Source organism: Janthinobacterium darwini, assembly GCF_051380905.1.
Lineage (GTDB): Bacteria > Pseudomonadota > Gammaproteobacteria > Burkholderiales > Burkholderiaceae_D > Janthinobacterium.
In genome coordinates this window covers 879,860-896,908 of record NZ_JBNYXX010000001.1, presented here as the reverse complement: position 1 = coordinate 896,908, position 17,049 = coordinate 879,860, and the positions used below count along the sequence as shown (strand labels likewise).

General features: G+C 59.8%; 9 protein-coding genes. All 9 read right to left on the bottom strand.

Annotation, left to right across the window (positions count from 1 at the left end; all coding sequences use genetic code 11):
- Positions 1-43 precede the first annotated feature (43 nt).
- Positions 44-577 carry a hypothetical protein gene (locus ACQ4WZ_RS04040; RefSeq protein ID WP_436572633.1) on the bottom strand — a complete coding sequence of 178 codons (534 nt, stop codon included), beginning with the start codon at positions 575-577 and terminating at the stop codon, positions 44-46.
- 40 nt (positions 578-617) lie between these two features.
- Complete coding sequence (locus ACQ4WZ_RS04035; protein WP_436572632.1) at positions 618-1,856, bottom strand: tetratricopeptide repeat protein; 1,239 nt, start codon at positions 1,854-1,856, stop codon at positions 618-620.
- A 27-nt stretch (positions 1,857-1,883) separates the two neighbouring features.
- Positions 1,884-3,476, bottom strand: coding sequence for a tetratricopeptide repeat protein (locus ACQ4WZ_RS04030; RefSeq protein ID WP_436572631.1), 1,593 nt, complete (start codon positions 3,474-3,476; stop codon positions 1,884-1,886).
- 27 nt (positions 3,477-3,503) lie between these two features.
- A complete protein-coding gene (locus ACQ4WZ_RS04025; RefSeq protein WP_436572630.1) occupies positions 3,504-5,099 on the bottom strand; it encodes a tetratricopeptide repeat protein in 1,596 nt (531 codons plus the stop codon).
- A 2-nt stretch (positions 5,100-5,101) separates the two neighbouring features.
- Positions 5,102-7,156: a phospholipase D-like domain-containing protein gene (locus tag ACQ4WZ_RS04020; protein ID WP_436572629.1), complete on the bottom strand. Its 2,055-nt coding sequence runs from the start codon at positions 7,154-7,156 to the stop codon at positions 5,102-5,104.
- A 25-nt stretch (positions 7,157-7,181) separates the two neighbouring features.
- Positions 7,182-9,956, bottom strand: coding sequence for a type VI secretion system Vgr family protein (locus ACQ4WZ_RS04015; RefSeq protein WP_436572628.1), 2,775 nt, complete (start codon positions 9,954-9,956; stop codon positions 7,182-7,184).
- A 145-nt stretch (positions 9,957-10,101) separates the two neighbouring features.
- Positions 10,102-12,258: a S46 family peptidase gene (locus ACQ4WZ_RS04010; protein WP_347876590.1), complete on the bottom strand. Its 2,157-nt coding sequence runs from the start codon at positions 12,256-12,258 to the stop codon at positions 10,102-10,104.
- An 88-nt stretch (positions 12,259-12,346) separates the two neighbouring features.
- A complete protein-coding gene (locus ACQ4WZ_RS04005; protein WP_436572627.1) occupies positions 12,347-14,455 on the bottom strand; it encodes a PAS domain-containing sensor histidine kinase in 2,109 nt (702 codons plus the stop codon).
- Positions 14,452-17,046, bottom strand: a complete 2,595-nt coding sequence (locus ACQ4WZ_RS04000; protein WP_436572626.1) for a chemotaxis protein CheB — start codon at positions 17,044-17,046, stop codon at positions 14,452-14,454. The genes ACQ4WZ_RS04005 and ACQ4WZ_RS04000 overlap by 4 nt, the downstream gene beginning before the upstream one ends.
- Between the last annotated feature and the right edge of the window lie 3 nt (positions 17,047-17,049).

The following is a 17,049-nucleotide window of genomic DNA, read 5'->3' as shown; positions in this document are numbered from 1 at the left end:
GCAGGCCCTGACATAGCATGCGCCCGGCAACGGCGGTGGAAGCTCACGCCAGGAGGCCCTGGCGCACCTGGTCGAGCAGCCGCTCCTCTTCATCGGTATCGGCATCGACTTGCGTGACCACGGTCCAGAATCGCGCGTACGTCTTGATCTGGTCGAAAGCATGGCTCGCTTCAAGCCGCACCATCGTTTTCCTCAGGCTGTGCAGATAGCCCTCTTCGATGGCGCAGAGCAATTCGTCATCGGCTGCGTCGATCAGCTCGCGCAGCGCACCTTCGATCCTTGCGTAGCCGTCCTCCCAGAGCTGCCCAATTTCCGGCACATCAACTTCCATGCATTCGTTCGACCAGTCCGGAGGATAGTCATCGCGCTCCCGGTTATCGGGATCGGTGTCAAAGCTTAAGGAAATGGATGGAAACGATACGGCATTGAAGGCAAATGCTGAAAATGGCTGATCCTTGAAAGCGGACGCGCCAAGCAACGCCAGCGAGGCGCTGGTCAGCCTGAACCAGGTTGCTTCAACGTCATAGGCCGTTTCAAACGCGTGCCAATCCGGCGGCAAATCGGGAGTCTGGGGCATGGGGGCCTGTCAAAAAAAATAGCGGTGGGTAGTGGAGGAATTATACGTGGCACAGCCAATGCGGCAGACGGTAGCGCGTGAACAGTGCGGGCGATGCCGGGACCGCAAACCGGCCGGTTGCCAGTATGCGGTAAATGGCGCGGTCGGCGCGTCGCTGTGCAAGCCGGTGGGACGCAGCGCATAGTCGGCTGCCAAGAAAATACGGTTTTTGTAACAGCGAGGCGGCGCTTGGCTGCGAGATGGCTGGCGGTGGGCGCACGCCCATGGCGGCATGTAGCAAGGTATCCCTGTCGCCATTCCAGGGCGGCAGATCGGCGGGCGGGAGCGGCAAGACCTTGTCCAGATTAGGAAAGCGCGCATTGGGATTGAATCCCAGTTCACGACTAAGTACGCCGTAACGTTCCGCTCGCGCCTTATCAATATACGGAACCAGCATATTTGCAAGATCAAACGGATCGCCGAATTCAATCGTGAGTTTGTTTGCGCATTTCTCGCAGCCCAGTTTTACTCCGGTATGTAATACTTGCAAAGCACGTTCTTTGGTTTCAGTTGTTCTTTCCCCATCAGACGTGCCGTCAGGCGTTCTTAATACAACATATAAATAAGATAAATCATATGCGGATGGACCATATCCCTGCCCCAGCGCGCATTCCATCATCTTGATTGCCACAGGAATATTACCCCACATTTCGGCACCAGGATAATCTTTTCCTGCGGTTAGTTTTTCTCCTAAAAAACCCAGCGCTTGGGGGTTGCCCATTTGCGCCGCCTTTTGCCAGAAGGCATAAGCGCGAGTGATGTCGCCGTTGACGCCCGTGCTGTTCGCATAATACGTTCCCATCCGGTCATAAGCCGCCGGTATGCTGAGCAGCATCGCCTTTTCCACTAATTGCACCGCTTCTTCCTCACCATGCAAGGGATCGCGTCCTTCCACATACAGGCTGGCCAGATTGAGCATCGCCTTCCAGTGCAACCGCTCTGCCGCCTGACGCGTCAGATCGACGTTTTTTTTGTAATCTCGATCTTCCACGAAAATTTCAGGATCTTCCATGGCGCGCGCTTCGAGGAACAAATCCTCGGCTTGCGCATCGATGGGCGGCACCTTGTTCGCCTCAATTTCGCAAATGAAGTCGGGGACGTGCGGATTGAAAAGCGGCAGGCTTTGGTTGCGTGGCCAAACTTTGTCGTCTGGTACTTTGCAGGCAAGCAGGCAGCACAAGAAGACAAGCGATGCGAGGCGTCCACTCGTGCCAGCCATGCTGGATTGATTACCGTCCATTGCATCCTCCATCGCTGCCGCGCCGTCCTATCCAAGATCAGGAAGGGACATATCCATCAAATGCCACGTCACCTCGCCATCTGGCAAATCCAGCAGCCAGTCGCGGCGCGGTTGCGGGAACGGCGCGCCCTGGGTCAGCCAGGCCTGGCGCCAGTATTGGTTGACGATGGCCTGCAGCGGATGGTCGACCGCTACCCACGGTTGCCAGACGCCGCTGACCGGACAGGCTTGCCCGCAAGCGCAGCTCAATAGAGGCTCGGGCCGCGCCACCTCGCGCAGCAAGCCGTGCGCCGCGCACGGTTCCACTGCCCCACGGTTATGCCGTATCGTCAGGCACTGTCCCCACGTCACGGGGCCATAACGAGTCTTGCCATCGGCATCGAGCACGCTGAAATGGCGGAACTCTTCGCCTTTGCGAAATAGCCGGGCCGGCTCCGTCACACCCTGCCCTTGGGCGGGTTGCCAGTATGCGGAAAATGGCGCAGTCGGCGCGTCGCTGTGCAAGCCGGCAGGGCGCAGCGCATAGTCGGCTGCCAGGAAATACGGTTTTTGTAACAGCGAGGCGGCGCTCGCCTGCGGGATGGCGGGCGGCGGACGAACGCCCATGGCGGCGTCGAGCAGGCTCTTTCGTTGACCATCCCACGGCGGCAGATCGGCCGGTGGCAATGGCAAGATTTTATCGAGGTTGGGAAAGCGGCGATTGGGGTTGAAGCCGAGGGCACGACTAAGTACGCCGTAACGTTCCGCTCGCGCCTTATCAATATACGGAACCAGCATATTTGCAAGATCAAACGGATCTCCGAATTCAATCTTGAGTTTGTTTGCGCACTTTTCGCAGCCGAATGCTACTCCCTCATGTAGAACTTTAAGAGCAAGTGCTTTAGTTTCTGACGTACGCGGCCCGCTAACTCTCCCTGAGGCCATTCTCGGGGAGGCATACATGTAAGACAAATTATATGCAACTGGTCCGTACCCTTGGGAAAATGCACATTCCATCATTTTTATTGCAACAGGAATATTAGCCCAATACCCTGCGCCCTCATTTGCAGGACCCACATTTAGTTTATCTGACAAAAAATCCATCGCTTGAGGATTACCCATCTGTGCTGCCTTTTGCCAGAAGGCATAGGCACGCGTGATGTCGCCGTTGACACCCGTGCCATTCGCGTAATACGTCCCCATCCGGTCATATGCCGCCGGAATCCCGAGCCGCATCGCCTTTTCCACCAATTGCACCGCCTCTTCCTCACCATATAAAGGATCGCGCCCTTCCACATACAGGCTGGCCAGATTGAGCATCGCCTTCCAGTGCAACCGCTCTGCCGCTTGACGCGTCAGAGCGACGATTTTTTTGTAATCGCGGTCTTCCACGGCAATTTCGGGATCTTCCATGGCGCGTGCTTCGAGAAACCAGTCCTCCGCTTGCGCATCGATGGGCGGCACCTTGCTCGCCTCAATTTCGCAAATGAAGTCGGGGACGTGAGGATTGAACAAGGGCAGGCTTTGGTTGCGCGGCCAAACTTTGTCGTCTGGTACTTTGCAGGCAAGCAGGCAGCACAAGAAGATAAGCGATGCGAGGCGTCCACTCGTGCCAGCCATGCTGAATTGATTGCTGTCCATTGCATCCTCCATCGCTGCCGCGCCGTCCTATCCAAGATCAGGAAGGGACATATCCATCAAATGCCACGTCACCTCGCCATCTGGCAAATCCAGCAGCCAGTCGCGGCGCGGTTGCGGGAACGGCGCGCCCTGGGTCAGCCAGGCCTGGCGCCAGTATTGGTTGACGGTGGCATGCAGCGGATGGTCGGCTGCTACCCACGGTTGCCAGACGCCGCTGACCGGACAGGCTTGCCCGCAAGCGCAGCTTAATAAAGGCGCGGGGCGCGCCACCTCGCGCAGCAAGCCGTGCGCCGCGCGCGGTTCCACTGCCCCATGGTTATGCCGTATCGTCAGGCACTGTTCCCACGTCACGGGACCATAGCGACTCTTGCCATCGGCATCGAGCACGCTGAAATGGCGGAACTCTTCGCCTTTGCGAAATAGCCGGGCCGGCTCCGTCAAGCCCTGCCCAGCGGCCGGTTGCCAGTATGCGGAAAATGGCGCGGTCGGCGCGTCGCTGTGCAAGCCGGTGGGACGTAGCGCATAGTCGGCGGCCAGGAAATATGGTTCTTGCAACAGCGAAGCGGCGCTTGGCTGCGGGATGGCTAACGGCGGACGCACACCCTTGGCTGCATGCAGCAAGGTATCCCTGTCGCCATTCCAGGGCGGCAGATCGGCGGGCGGGAGCGGCAAGACCTTGTCCAGATTAGGAAAGCGCGCATTGGGATTGAATCCCAGTTCACGATTAAGTACCGCATAACGTTCACCTCGAGCTTTGTCAATGAACGGCACTAGCATATCGGACATATTGAAAGGTTGGCTGAACTCTATTGAGAGATCGCGTGCGCACTGCGCGCAACCCAGGCGGACACCTTCATGTAAAACTTTTAGTGCGCGGTCTTTTGTTTCTGGCGTCCGATGGTCGCCAATTATTGTGCCATCTGCAGTTCTTGGCGCAGCATATAAATAATATAAATCATATGCCGCAGGACCATAACCTTGGGCAACAGCACACTCCAGCATTTTGGTCGCTACAGGAATGTTGCCCCACATATCAATACCTGGGTGATCCTCTCCAGCAGTCAATTTTTCGCCGAGAAATCCCATTGCCTGTGGATTTCCCATCTGCGCCGCCTTTTGCCAGAAGGCATAAGCCCGCGTGATGTCGCCGTTGACACCCGTGCCATTCGCATAATACGTTCCCATCCGGTCATACGCCGCCGGTATGCCCAGCCGCATCGCCTTTTCCACCAGTTGCACCGCCTCTTCCTCACCATATAGAGGATCGCGCCCTTCCACGTACAGGCTGGCCAGGTTGAGCATCGCCTTCCAGTGCAACCGCTCTGCCGCTTGACGCGTCAGAGCGACGATTTTTTTGTAATCGCGGTCTTCCACGAAAATTTCAGGATCTTCCATGGCGCGTGATTCGAGGAACCAGTCCTCGGCTTGCGCATCGATGGGCGGCACCTTGCTCGCCTCGATTTCGCAAATAAAATCCGCGACATGAGGATTGAAGAGCGGCAGACTTTGGTTGCGTGGCAGGACTTTGTCGTTAGGCATTTTGCAAGCAATCAAAGGAACAAAGAGAAGAACTGCCAACGCAAAAAATGGCAGGCGAAAAGATACGGTATTTTTCTTACGCATGATCAACCCAGACGTATGGTGGAGCTGCGTTTGTCTTCCAATGGCAGCAAAAAACCAGTCATTTTCTTGAAAATTGCAGTTTCGGATTTGTTGAATTTTTTCTTGCGGTTTTCCTTCATAAGTTTTGTCCAATTTTCAAACGCCAATGCAATCTCCCCCTTCGTCCCGCCCCCGCCATCGACCAATCCGCCGCTATGCATGCGCCACACCCGCTTGCGCAAATCGCTGGCCACGCGGCGGTCGATAGTGGCGATATTGATTTCGCTGTCGACGGCCATGCTGCGCTGGTTCAGGTTGGCGCTGCCCAGCGTCATGAACACGTCGTCGACCAGCATCAATTTGGAATGGATGTAGATTTCACGGTAGCGCCAGCGGTCCTGGTCAAACGCGCTGACATTGAGCATGGCCACCGATACTTTCAGCCCGAATTCGCTCTCGAGCGTCATCACGCCGGGTTTGTTGATGCCATTGGAATGCTGCACCACGTCGGGCAACTTGACTTCCGCCTCGGTGGAAATGCCGAATCCTGCCCTGACACGCCGGGTTTTCGGTCGCTTGTTATAGTCGTCGATCATGGTGTTTTGCCCCGTCATGCCAGCGTGTTGCCCCAGCGCCGCCAGCGTGTCATGGGTGCGCGGCACCATCTGCGCGCGCTCCGGCACCGGGATGACGATGAATACGTGCATGATCGGCATATCACGCATGGTCTTGCCAGCTTTCAGGCTTCCAGCCTTCCAGGCGGCGACCACCTTCTTGCGCTCGGCCAGCAAGTGCCGGGCCCAATCTTCATACTGGAAATACTGGTTTTCCACGTAAAGGTAACCGGCCGCCAGGCTGGCCTGGGTCACCGCGCGAAAGTAGGTTTCCTTGATGGTCTTGTCTTGCTCCTCGGGTTGCGTCAGGACGATCTGCACGGTGGAGTCGTCCGGCCCTGCCTCGCGCAACAGCTGGGCCGGCGGGTTTTTACATGACGAGTACCAACTCACGCATTCCCCGGCGGCCTGATGCGTGCGGTCGTCGATCGCGCGGTCCCATGCCTTCACGAAATTGTTGTACAGCGCGATCAATGCCTTGCCACCGTCGATGCGGCAGGCATAATCCTGGTACGGTTTCAGCGTGGCGAACCCACCGTCCGCGGCCATTCCCTGCAAACACTCGCGCCGCTCGTTGACACCGCCCTGTTCGCGGCGCGTGTCGTCGAGCAGATGGGCCGTCGTGTCCCAATAATCAGTCACCGAGTTCAGGCCCATTACATAGCCGACGGCCTTGGATCCCTTTTCGTGGGAGAAATCGATCAGGATCGTCTTCTGGTGATGCGTGCCCAAGTAGCTCATGCCAGGCTTTTCAATTTCCCCCATCGTCAGGCCGTGCGGCTGGCTTGTTTCGGTCGCGATACTCTTGCCTATCGCATGGCTGTTGCCGTGCCGCAGGTGAATCGTCAGGCGCCCCAACAAGCCATGGAACGCGGCCGCATACCAGCTGTAGCAATATTCCTCACGCGCAAGCATAGGGATATCCTCGGGCGGTACCCTATCACCCCTGTAACCGCCACTGAACATCTCTTTCCTGGCGACCGCGTCCTGCAACATCGCCAGGCTCCCTTTTGCGCTGATGTTCTCAAAGCGCTGTCCACCGGTTTTCCACGGCGAGGTGCCGTGCGAATAGCCCGGCATAGTTCGCGCTATCGGCGAACCGATCCGGTCATACCAGACCAGCAGGCGCACCCTGACGTGACGCCGTGCGGCGGCGATCAGCAAGTCGCCAAACGTTTCGCCCCGCGGCCAGGTGGCGCTGTTGCCGCGCACCAGTTCCATGCCCGGGTCGAAACCCCAGCAGCACAGGTCGATCGAATGTTTAGCCCTGGCGATCTCGGCGGCGATGTCGGCGAACCCTTCCTGTCCGCAAATGAACAGCGTCAGCTTGTTGTTATGTGTAATCGGATGAGTGGCCTTGCCCTTCAGGTTACGGTTTTCCAGCAGCCACTGGAGCGAACTCGTCGCAGTGCGTCCGACTTCGTCGATGTGGGTGGTTTCGATGCGGCCGCTCGATTCCGGCATGGCGCTCTCCTGTCAGTGTCGTGCATCATTGAACAGCGCGGCCGTCGCTGGTGTCGTCGAACGCGCGCAAACCGCGATTCGACAGCTTGTGTTCACCCTCCGGCGCCGCGTTCGGGTCGAAGCGCGCACTCGCCTGCAATGAAAACTCTTCGCCATTGCCAAGGACGACACGGTAGCGCGGCGTGCCGTCCTGATGCGCGATCAGGATGCGGCCGAATTCGTCGGTCAGGCCTTGCTCGACTTCGGCTTCCCCCTTGTACAGCGTGTACGGTACATTGGCGTACTGGCCGCCATCCGCATGAGCCTGTATCGTATGCTGCAACTGCCCCGCTACCGGCGCGATGGGGGGCTCCAGCTCCGGTTGCGGCCGGTTCTTGGGCGCCAGCGTTTCCAGGTTTCCATGGAACAGCGTCGGCGACGCGGTAAAAAACTGTACCTTGTCGCTGATTTCAAGCATGCAATCGGCGCCATGCAGGCGCACGCCTTTGCGGCCGCGAATATTCACCCAGTCGGCCTGGCTGATCAGCTCCAGCACCTTGTGGGCGACGATTTCGACCGCATCGGTTTGCGCCGCAATCTGCACGGGGCCAGCTGCGGCGATCAGTTTCATGCCAGCCTTGTGGACGAACAGGCGCAGCGCTGCGCCGATGCTGGCGAACAGGCCGCCGCCGGCCGCCAGCGATAGGTCGCACCCGGTCGTCAGCGCGGTGTGCTCGGCGCTGGCGATGTGCGTCGATTGCGCGCTCGTCGTTTCGATACCGGCCGGACTGGCCAGCACCAGATGCGGCTTCGACAATTCGGGAAAGGCGTTTTCGCCATTGCCGGCACCACCCTTGATCCCGGCATACTGGGCTTTCAGCACATCGGCGGCGGCGCCCTGCTGGGCGGCACTTTCTTGCGCGCCATAATGCTGCGCCAAGGCGGCAAGCGCCTTGTGCCGCTCAGCAGCCTCGGCCAACCGGCGCAAGGTTTCATCCATGCTCTTGATATGCGAGGCGGCGCCAGGGCGCGCTTCGGTGGTCAGCAACATGCCGCGGCCGGCGCGCGCCACGCCCCAGGCGTCTGACGCCAGTTCCCAGCCCTCGCCACGCGCATCCTTGCGCCCGCTGGCGTCTTCGATGCGGCTGATACAGCCGAGCGACAATTGGCTGTGCTGATGATCGCTTTTCAGTTGCGCCTGGATGTGCTGGTGCGTATCGTCGAGCACCAACTGGTTGCCGCGCACGCCGTAGCCACCACCAGGCATCAGCTCGGCGCTGCGCCAGCCGCCCAGCATCCGTTGGCCCGGCAAATTCCACGGCGGCGCATGGTTGCCGTTGTACACCGCGCCAACAATGACGGGACGGTCGATATTGCCGTCGAGAAACTGGATCAGCACTTCCTGGCCGATGCGCGGCAACGCGATCTGGCCGAAGGCCTGGCCCGCCCATGGCGTCATGACCCTGATCCATGGCGAACTGCCCGCGTCGAACTTGCCCAGCCGGTCCCAGTGGAATTGCACCTTCACCCGGCCCAGCGCGTCGGTATGGATGGTTTCGCCTGCCGGCCCGGTGACAATCGCCGTCTGCACGCCGGGCAAGGCACAAGGCATGCTGTTGAACTGCCGCCCCGGATACCAGCGGATGCTCTTGCGGATGCAGCGAAAACGGTTTTCATAATGCGACTTCGCGCCCGTCCCTGCCTGGTAATTGTTGCTGGCGATATGATCGACCGACAGGATCAGGTATTCGCGCGAGCCGATGTCAGCGCGCGCCGCTTCACCTCTGGCCGGCATGGCTTGCTTGCCACTGAAGTGTCCACCCAGCGTGAAACTGCGCCCGGCCTGGGCGCAGCGGTGATTGCCGCCAGCTTCGAAGGCTTGCGCCTGGCAGTTATGCTCCTCCAGGCGGCGTTGCGCCAGCGCTTCGCCGCCACCCATGTCGGCATAACCATAGCCGGTATTTTGATACATTTCATGGGCAAACACGTCGCCCTGCTGGTGCAGCGCATAGCCACTGGCGCGACTGGCAAACGGATGCTTGTAGTTGAAGCTGGCCAGCGTGAGCGAGCCTGAAGCGATCTTCCGTATTGCCTGCCAATCGCGTATGCCGTCGCACTCCAGCGAGCCCGCGTCGCTGCGAAACACCATCTCGTCGGCTTCGCTGGCATCGCGGTCGCTTGGGTCGATGCTGTCGCTCAGCCAGGTATTGTCGCCCAAACAGAGCGTATGACCGTCGGTGCGATGTTCATACCAGTAATGGATACCCTGGTCTTCCCAGCGCCGGTGCAGATGGTTGTAATCGGTTTCATTATGCTGGTTGGCGCAGCTTAATATCGCTTGTTCCTCATGCAGCCGGTTTTGCCAGTCGCGCTGCAAATAATGATTGAAGGTCGTTTCGGTGATGTCGATGACCGTGCGTTCTTGGAACGAGACGTTGTCCATGCGCAGCTTGGAAAACGCCAGCCAGGGTTGCAGCACCATCTGGTAGAACGCGAAACCTCCATCGCTGCGCAACAAGCGAAATTGGCCGACATAACCATTAAAATAGCGCAAACTGCCGTCATCGCGCACCATCGAAATCGTGACCATGCGTCCCATCATCGCTGTCAGGGGAAGGTGGAGATTGTCGGACAGCAGTTCGACGTCGAAGCGGAAGTCGCGTGACATTTCCTCGTGTGCCCGCAAACTGTTGACCAGCAGCGCGGTATTGGGCGGACCATCGTCGCGCGGAAAATCCATACGCAGCAAGCGGCTGTCCTGGGTTCGCCAGCCCGCTCCGAAAAGGCGCGCCAGATCGGCTGCCAGCTCGCCATCATCCATATCGCCTCCTTCGGATAGTTACACTAGCCCATGCTAACCATGGTGAACGCTGGCATATTGATGGAACGCAAACTAGTTACCCATACGTAAAAAAGCCGCATCAGCCCTGCGGCGGATGCGGCTTTGCGCTAGCGCAAATTAACGCTTACTTCTTGGCAGTCTTCACTGGCTTCGGATACTTGATCGTCATTTCCTTGAGCAAGTTATCGGCATGGTCCACTTCCTTCATCACCCACAGCATGTAGCGGATGTCGAGGTGGATGGCGCGCGTGATGGCCGTGTCGAAGTACCAGTCCTTGGTGATCGATTCATACGTCGAATCGAAGTTCAGGCCAATCAGCTCGCCACGCTTGTTCATCACGGCCGAGCCGGAATTGCCGCCCGTGGTGTCGGCGCTGGTGAGGAAGTTGACGGGCACCGTGCCCAGTGCCGGGTCGCGGAACTGGCCGTAGCGTTTTTCCTTGACGGCGTCAATCAAGCCTTGCGGCGCTTCGAACGGCGCCTTGCCCGTGACTTTCTCGACGATGCCTTCCACCGTCGTGAACGGGCCCTTGGTCAGCCCATCGCGCGGCGAGTACGGCGAGACCGTGCCATACGTGACGCGCAGGGTCGAGTTGGCGTCAGGATACACCGGCTTGCCTTGCGATTTTTTCCAGGCGATCACGGCTTGCATGTATTGCGGAATCACGCGTTCCAGGTTGCCGTCGATTTCCTTGCGGCGCTCTTCCAGCGACAACTCCACCGGCTGCAGCTTGACGGCCAGTTGCATGAAGGCGTCGTCGGACTGGGCAACAGCAGCCTGGTCCTTTTCCAGCCAGGCCAGGCGCTTGGCCGTGTCAGCCAGTTGCGTCTGCTGGTACAGGGCCGCCACGGCCACTGGCGCCGGCAGCAGCGCGTCCAGGCCTTGCGGATGGCTCTTCGCGGCCAGCTGCGCGTAACGCTTCAGGCCCGCTTCAAAACGTGCCTGATCGACCTTATTGACATACGACTGCTCCAGGCGGGCCAGGCGGGCCTTGATGAAGGCCAGGTCACGCTGCTGGAAGCCCGATTCGCGCTCGGCGTCCGCTTTCTGGCGCTCCAGCGACAAACGGTAAATGGTGCGCGCACTTTTCAGCAAGTCGCTGTTGGTGGCCACCGACCAGGCGAACTCTTCTTCGCTCAAGGCCATGTCGCTGGCGATTGCCGCGTCCAGTTCGGCCAGCAAGGTGGGCGAGACGTCCGGCTGCTTCGCGTACCAGGCGCGGAACTCGGCATCTTGCACGTCCTTGATGGCGGCAATGTCCTTGCGGGCAAAACCGTCGAGCAAGCCCTGGGTTTTCTTCAGCACGTTGTTGATGCTTTTGACCACGCTCGCATAGCGCACGGCAGCGGCCGCGTCGCCCTTCGTCGCATCGGCCATCACGGCCAGGTCGGCTTGCAGTTCCGATACTTTCAGGGGGAAGGCCGTATCGCGCGCGAAGCGGATTTCCGCCGGCAGCTTGTAGCGGCTGGTGCGGCCGGGATAGCCCGCCAGCAAGATGCCGTCGCCGGCTTTCAAGCCTTCGGCCGAGACCACCAGGAAGTCCTTCGATTTGTACGGCACGTTGTCGGGCGACGGGTCGGCCGGACGGCCATCCTTGCCCACGTAGGCACGCAGGAACGAATAATCGCCCGTATGGCGCGGCCATTCGTAGTTGTCGATGTCACCGCCGAAGTTGCCGATCTTGTCCGATGGCGCGTACACCAGGCGCACGTCGCGTATCATCATCTGGCGGATGCGGTAGTACTCGAGGCCGCGGTGGAAGGCGGGCACGGAGCAGCGGTACATCTTGTCCGTTTCGCATTCGGCGATCAGGTCCTTGACGCGCTTCTCCACGGCTTCGTGGCGCGCGCGGCCGCTCATGTCGGCCGTCAAGCCTTTCAGCACGCGCTCGCTGACGTTCTCCACCTTGTCCGTCACGTACACCAGGCTGTTCGGACCGCCCGGCAGCTCGCTCGCGCGCGTCTTGGCCAGGAAGCCGTCGGTGATGTAATTGTGTTCCGGCGTGGAATTGCGCTGCACGGCGCCATACGCGCAATGATGGTTCGTCACCACCAGGCCCGCGTCGGAGACAAAGGCGGCCGAGCAGCCGCCCAGCGACACGATGGCGCTCATCGGGTGCTTGCTCAGGTCGGCCAGCTTTTCTGCAGGAATGTCGATGCCGACCCGTTTGAGTTCGGCTTTCAGCTGTGGCAGTTGGTGTGGTTGCCACTGCCCTTCGTCGGCGTGTGCGCCGGCGAACGCGCCCAATAAGGCGACTGGTAAAACGATTGTTTTGAACAAGATATGCCCCTCCATAAATAGCAGGCGAAAGTATAGCCTGTCCAGGGGGCCTGAGTCGGCAAAAAATTAACCCATTGCAATTGCTATATCAGGCAGCAGGCCGCCCCGTCCCCGTCAAGGGAATATGCAGGAACAGGCGGCAACCGGTACCCGACGCCGGCGTGCCCACCTCGAAATGCCCGCCAAGCGCCGTCACCCGCTCGGCAATGCCGATCAGGCCAAAGCACTGCTTTTTGCGCTGCTGCTGCGGCGTGATGCCGATGCCGTTGTCGCTGATAGCCGCATACACGGCGCAGGCATCCGAACTGAGCTCGATCTCGACCTGGCTGGCCTGGGCATGGCGCATGACGTTGCTGAGCGCTTCCTGCACGATGCGGAACAGTACGATCTCGACCTGGCTGCCAATGGCGGCAAACAGGGCCTCATCGCGTATCAGCAGGCGGCAAGCGACGCCGCTGCGCTTGCGGAAGTCGCCCACCTGCCATTCGATGGCGGCCTGCAAGCCGAGGTCCAGCGCCATCGGGCGCAGTTCGTTCATGATGCCGCGCACGCTCTTGATGGTGGTGTCGACATTGCTGAGCACGGCGCCGACCCGGCGGTGCAGGCGCGGATGGGAACCCTCGGTGCGCGCGCTGAGCATGGAAATATCGATGCGCAGCGCCAGCAGGTTTTGCCCCAGTTCATCGTGGATATCGCGCGAGATGCGCTTGCGCTCGTCTTCCTTGGCCGTTTCCATGTGCAGCGCCAGCTGGCGCAGCTGCGCATGCGACTGACGCAGGGCGCCATCCATCAGCTTGCGTTCAGTAATGTCCGTGTGCGCCACCACCACGCGCAGCGGACCTTCGCCCAGAAAACGGCTGACCCGGGCCTGTGACCAGCGCGCCCCGGCCTCCGTGGCGAATTCATATTCCAGCGCATAAGCATCGGCGCTGCCGGCGATCACGGCGCGGATGCCCGCGGCCAGCTCGCGCCCGGCGCTGCGCTTCCAGCGCGGGTCCCTTTCGCAGAAATCCAGATAATGCAGCTGTCCCGGTGCATGGCTGGCAAAGGCCATGCAAGCCTGATTGGCATGCACCAGGCAGCCGGCCTGGTCCAATACCAGCACGCGGTCGGACAGGGAATCGATGGTGGCGTGAAAAAAACGCTCGGCGTCGCGCAAGGCTTCCTGCGCCCGCTCGCGTTGCTGCACTTCCAGCTGCAAATGCAGGTTGGCCCGCAACAGCTCGGCCGTGCGGTCGATGACGCGCTGGTCCAGCTCCCGGTGCAATTCACGCAGCGTGGCATCGGCCAGCTTGCGCTCGGTAATATCGGAAAACACCCCGACAAAATGGCTGGTGTCGCCGTTCGGCATGCGCATGGGCGTGATCGACAACGACTCGACGAAGCGCTCGCCATTCTTGCGCCGGTTCACCAGCTCGCCATACCAGCTGCCATCCTGCCTCAGGCTGCGCCACATGGCGGCATAGAATTGCGGCTCGTGCGTGCCGCCGCCCAGGAAGGAGGGATCGCGCCCGATGGCCTCTTCCGCCTGGTAGCCAGTGATGGTGGTAAACGCCCGATTCACGGAAATGATGCGGTTATCGCTGTCGGTCACCAGCACGCCTTCGCGGATGGTGTCGAGAATCAGGAAGGCGCGCCGCAAGGCTGACTCGCGCACATACTCGTCGCCCAGGTCCGTCACCAGCATACGCACGCTGGCGCTGTCCACATCAAGATTGGCTTCGATGCGCACGACGCCGCCGCCCAGCACATCTTCGAATAGCCGCGCTTCCAGCACTTGCGGCGTGCCACTGCTAAAAATGGCATCGAGGAAGCGGCGGAATGCGCCCTGCGCCTGCGGCGCGATGAATTGCTCGAAACGTCGACCCAGCAATTGATCCTTGTCGCGTTGCAGCAAACCGCTGGCGGCCACGTTGACGCGCGTGATAACGCCTTCGCGCGCCAGTGAGAAGTAGCTGACAGGCGCATGTTCATACAGCTGCGCATAACGGTCGCGGCTGCTTTTAAATTCATTCTTGAGTTTTTCCAGCTCCGCCAATCCGGCGTTCTGCACTTCCAGCTCGATCTGCCTCACCCGCAACTCATGCAGGTGGCGCATCATCTCTTCGTTCGACAACGATCCTGCCGCCAGCAGCGCCTGCTTCGCAGGCTCGCACAAGTTCTCGTCAGCGGGTCCGCTGTCGAACGGTTTATTCATGGCGCGCTCTCACGTGCCCCTCTGTTCGCCACTGCGCCCGACTGTATCAGGCGCAGCTCGGCTTCCAGCAACTTGGACTCGGTAATGTTAATGAAGGTCACCACCACGCCATCGATCACGTTTTCCACCGTGCGGTACGGCATGATGCGCACGGTGTACCAGCGCCCGTTCTTGGTCTGCACCTGGCGTTCGCAAAACACCAGGCTGCGGATGACTTCCTGCGCATCCGTTTCCAGGTCTGGATAATCGAGGTCGTTGACGATGTCGCTGAGCGGACGGCGCAAGTCCGTCTGGATCAGCTTGTAGATTTGCGTGGCCGGCGCCGTGAAGCGGCGGATGCGCAGCTCGCTGTCCAGGAAAATGGTGGCGATATCGGTACTATTGAGCAGATTTTTCATGTCGCTGTTGACCAGTGACAAGTCGTCTACCTTCGATTGCAGCTCGGCATTGACCGTGTACAACTCTTCATTGAGCGACTGCATCTCTTCCTTCGATGTGGTCAGCTCTTCGTTCGCCGATTGCAGTTCTTCATTGGTCGACTGCAATTCCTCATTGGCCGATTTGAGTTCTTCGCGCGAGGTCTGCATTTCGTCGCGCACGGCCTGGATTTCATTGCGCGCCTGGATCAGCTCCTGCTCCAGTTCCAGCACCTTGGGATTCGGCGAGCGGCCCCGGCGCGGGGTGGCCGCCAGCGGCACGCTGGCAAACGTGACGAAGACCATGCCGCGCAGCGCGTCGGGCTGGCGCAAGGCTTCCGCCGTCAAATCCACGCCCTGTGCCTTCCCTGCCTGCTCCTTGAGCACCAGCCCTTTCAGGCATACCTGGGTGTCGCTTTGCAGCGCCAGTTTGATCAAGCCCGCCAGCTCGTAGCGCAAGCCGTCGCGCGCCATCGCATGGATATTCCAGTTGGCCTTGCCTGCAGCTGGTTCCAGGAAGGCGCCGGTGCGCCCGTTGATATACAAAATGTCTCCATCCTGGTTCAGCAACACGGCTGCAGGCGAGTATTTCTGGAGCAATAATTGCTCGACATGGGATTGGATTCTTCCGGGCATGCTGACTTCTCTCATGTCGCTGGGGGTAGGAGGAGTGGCCGACGATACTTTCGTGGGAAAGTAGGTCAGCAAGCGCTGGCGCGCCAGGTTGTCGAGACGACGGTACAGCCTGGTGGATGTCGTCAGCGGCGCGAACAGCTCGGAAAAGTGGCCGGGCGTGTCGGCGCTGCCCAGTAGCAAGATCCCATCGCGATTCAAGGCGTAATGAAACAGGGGAATCAAACGCTGCTGCAGCTTGGCATTGAGATAAATCAACAGGTTGCGGCAGCACAGGATATCGAGCTTGGTGAAGGGCGGATCCGAAATGATGTTTTGCTGGGCAAAGATGATCATGTTGCGGATCTCTTTCCTGACCAGGTAATCACTCTTGTCCTGCAAGAAAAACCGCTCCAGGCGCTCGGCCGACACATCGCTCACTATCGTTGGCGGAAACCGGCCCTGGCGCGCGCGGTCGATGGCGTCGGCCGACAGGTCGGTGGCAAAAATCTGCAGGCTGTACTTCGACGGTGGCTTGCTGCTGGCCACCACTTCATGGAAGACCATGGCCAGCGTATAGGCTTCCTCTCCCGTGGAGCAGGCCGGTATCCAGGCCTTGAAGGCGCGCCCTTCCGGGTGAGCCGCCAGCATTTGTGGAAAGACCTCGATCTTCAGATACTCCCACACTTTCGCGTCGCGGAAAAAATTCGTCACGCCGATCAGCAACTCCTTGAACAACAGGTCGATTTCCGAGGGATTGTTGCGCAGATAGGGAATGTACTCTTCCATCGACGTCATCTGGTACAAGCTCATGCGGCGCTCGATGCGGCGCAATACCGTATTGATCTTGTAGTCCGTGAAGCTGTTGCCCGTATGTTCGGACAGCAAGGCGACAATTTCCTGCAAGGCATTGCGCCCGCCAGGCTCCTTGCCCGGCAACTCCAGGAAGCTGCCGCGAAACAGGTAACTGGCGATCTTTTCCGGCATCTTGTCGGGAATATCGACGAGGTCCACGGCATCGGCGGCGATGGCGCTTTGCGGCATCATGTCGAACTTGGCCGTATCGGGATGCTGGGCCAGGGTCAGGCCGCCCGCCTGCTTGATGGCTTGCAGGCCGCGCGTGCCGTCGCTGCCCATGCCGGACAGAATCACGCCCACGGCCAGTTCGCCCAGCTCGGCCGCCAGGCTTTCGAAGAAACCATTGATGGGCAAGCGGTGTCCGCGCAGCTGCAGCGGCTCGCTGAGCACAAAGTGCCCCTTGGACAGGCCCAGGTCCGCATTCGAGGGAATCACATAGATATGGTTCGGATGCAGTGCGGCGCGCTGTGTGATTTCCGTGACGGGAATGCTGGTGGCACGCTGCAGCAGTTCCGGCAACATCGCTTTTTGCGTGGGATCAAGGTGCTGGATCACCACATAGGCGATGCCGCTATCGGGCGGCACGTTCGTCAGGAAAGCGATAATCGGGTCGAGACCGCCAGCCGACGCGCCGATGGCCACCACGGGAAAATCGATGGCGGCCACCTCCGGCGCTGGAGCTTTGCTGTGTTTGCTGTATGTCATCGT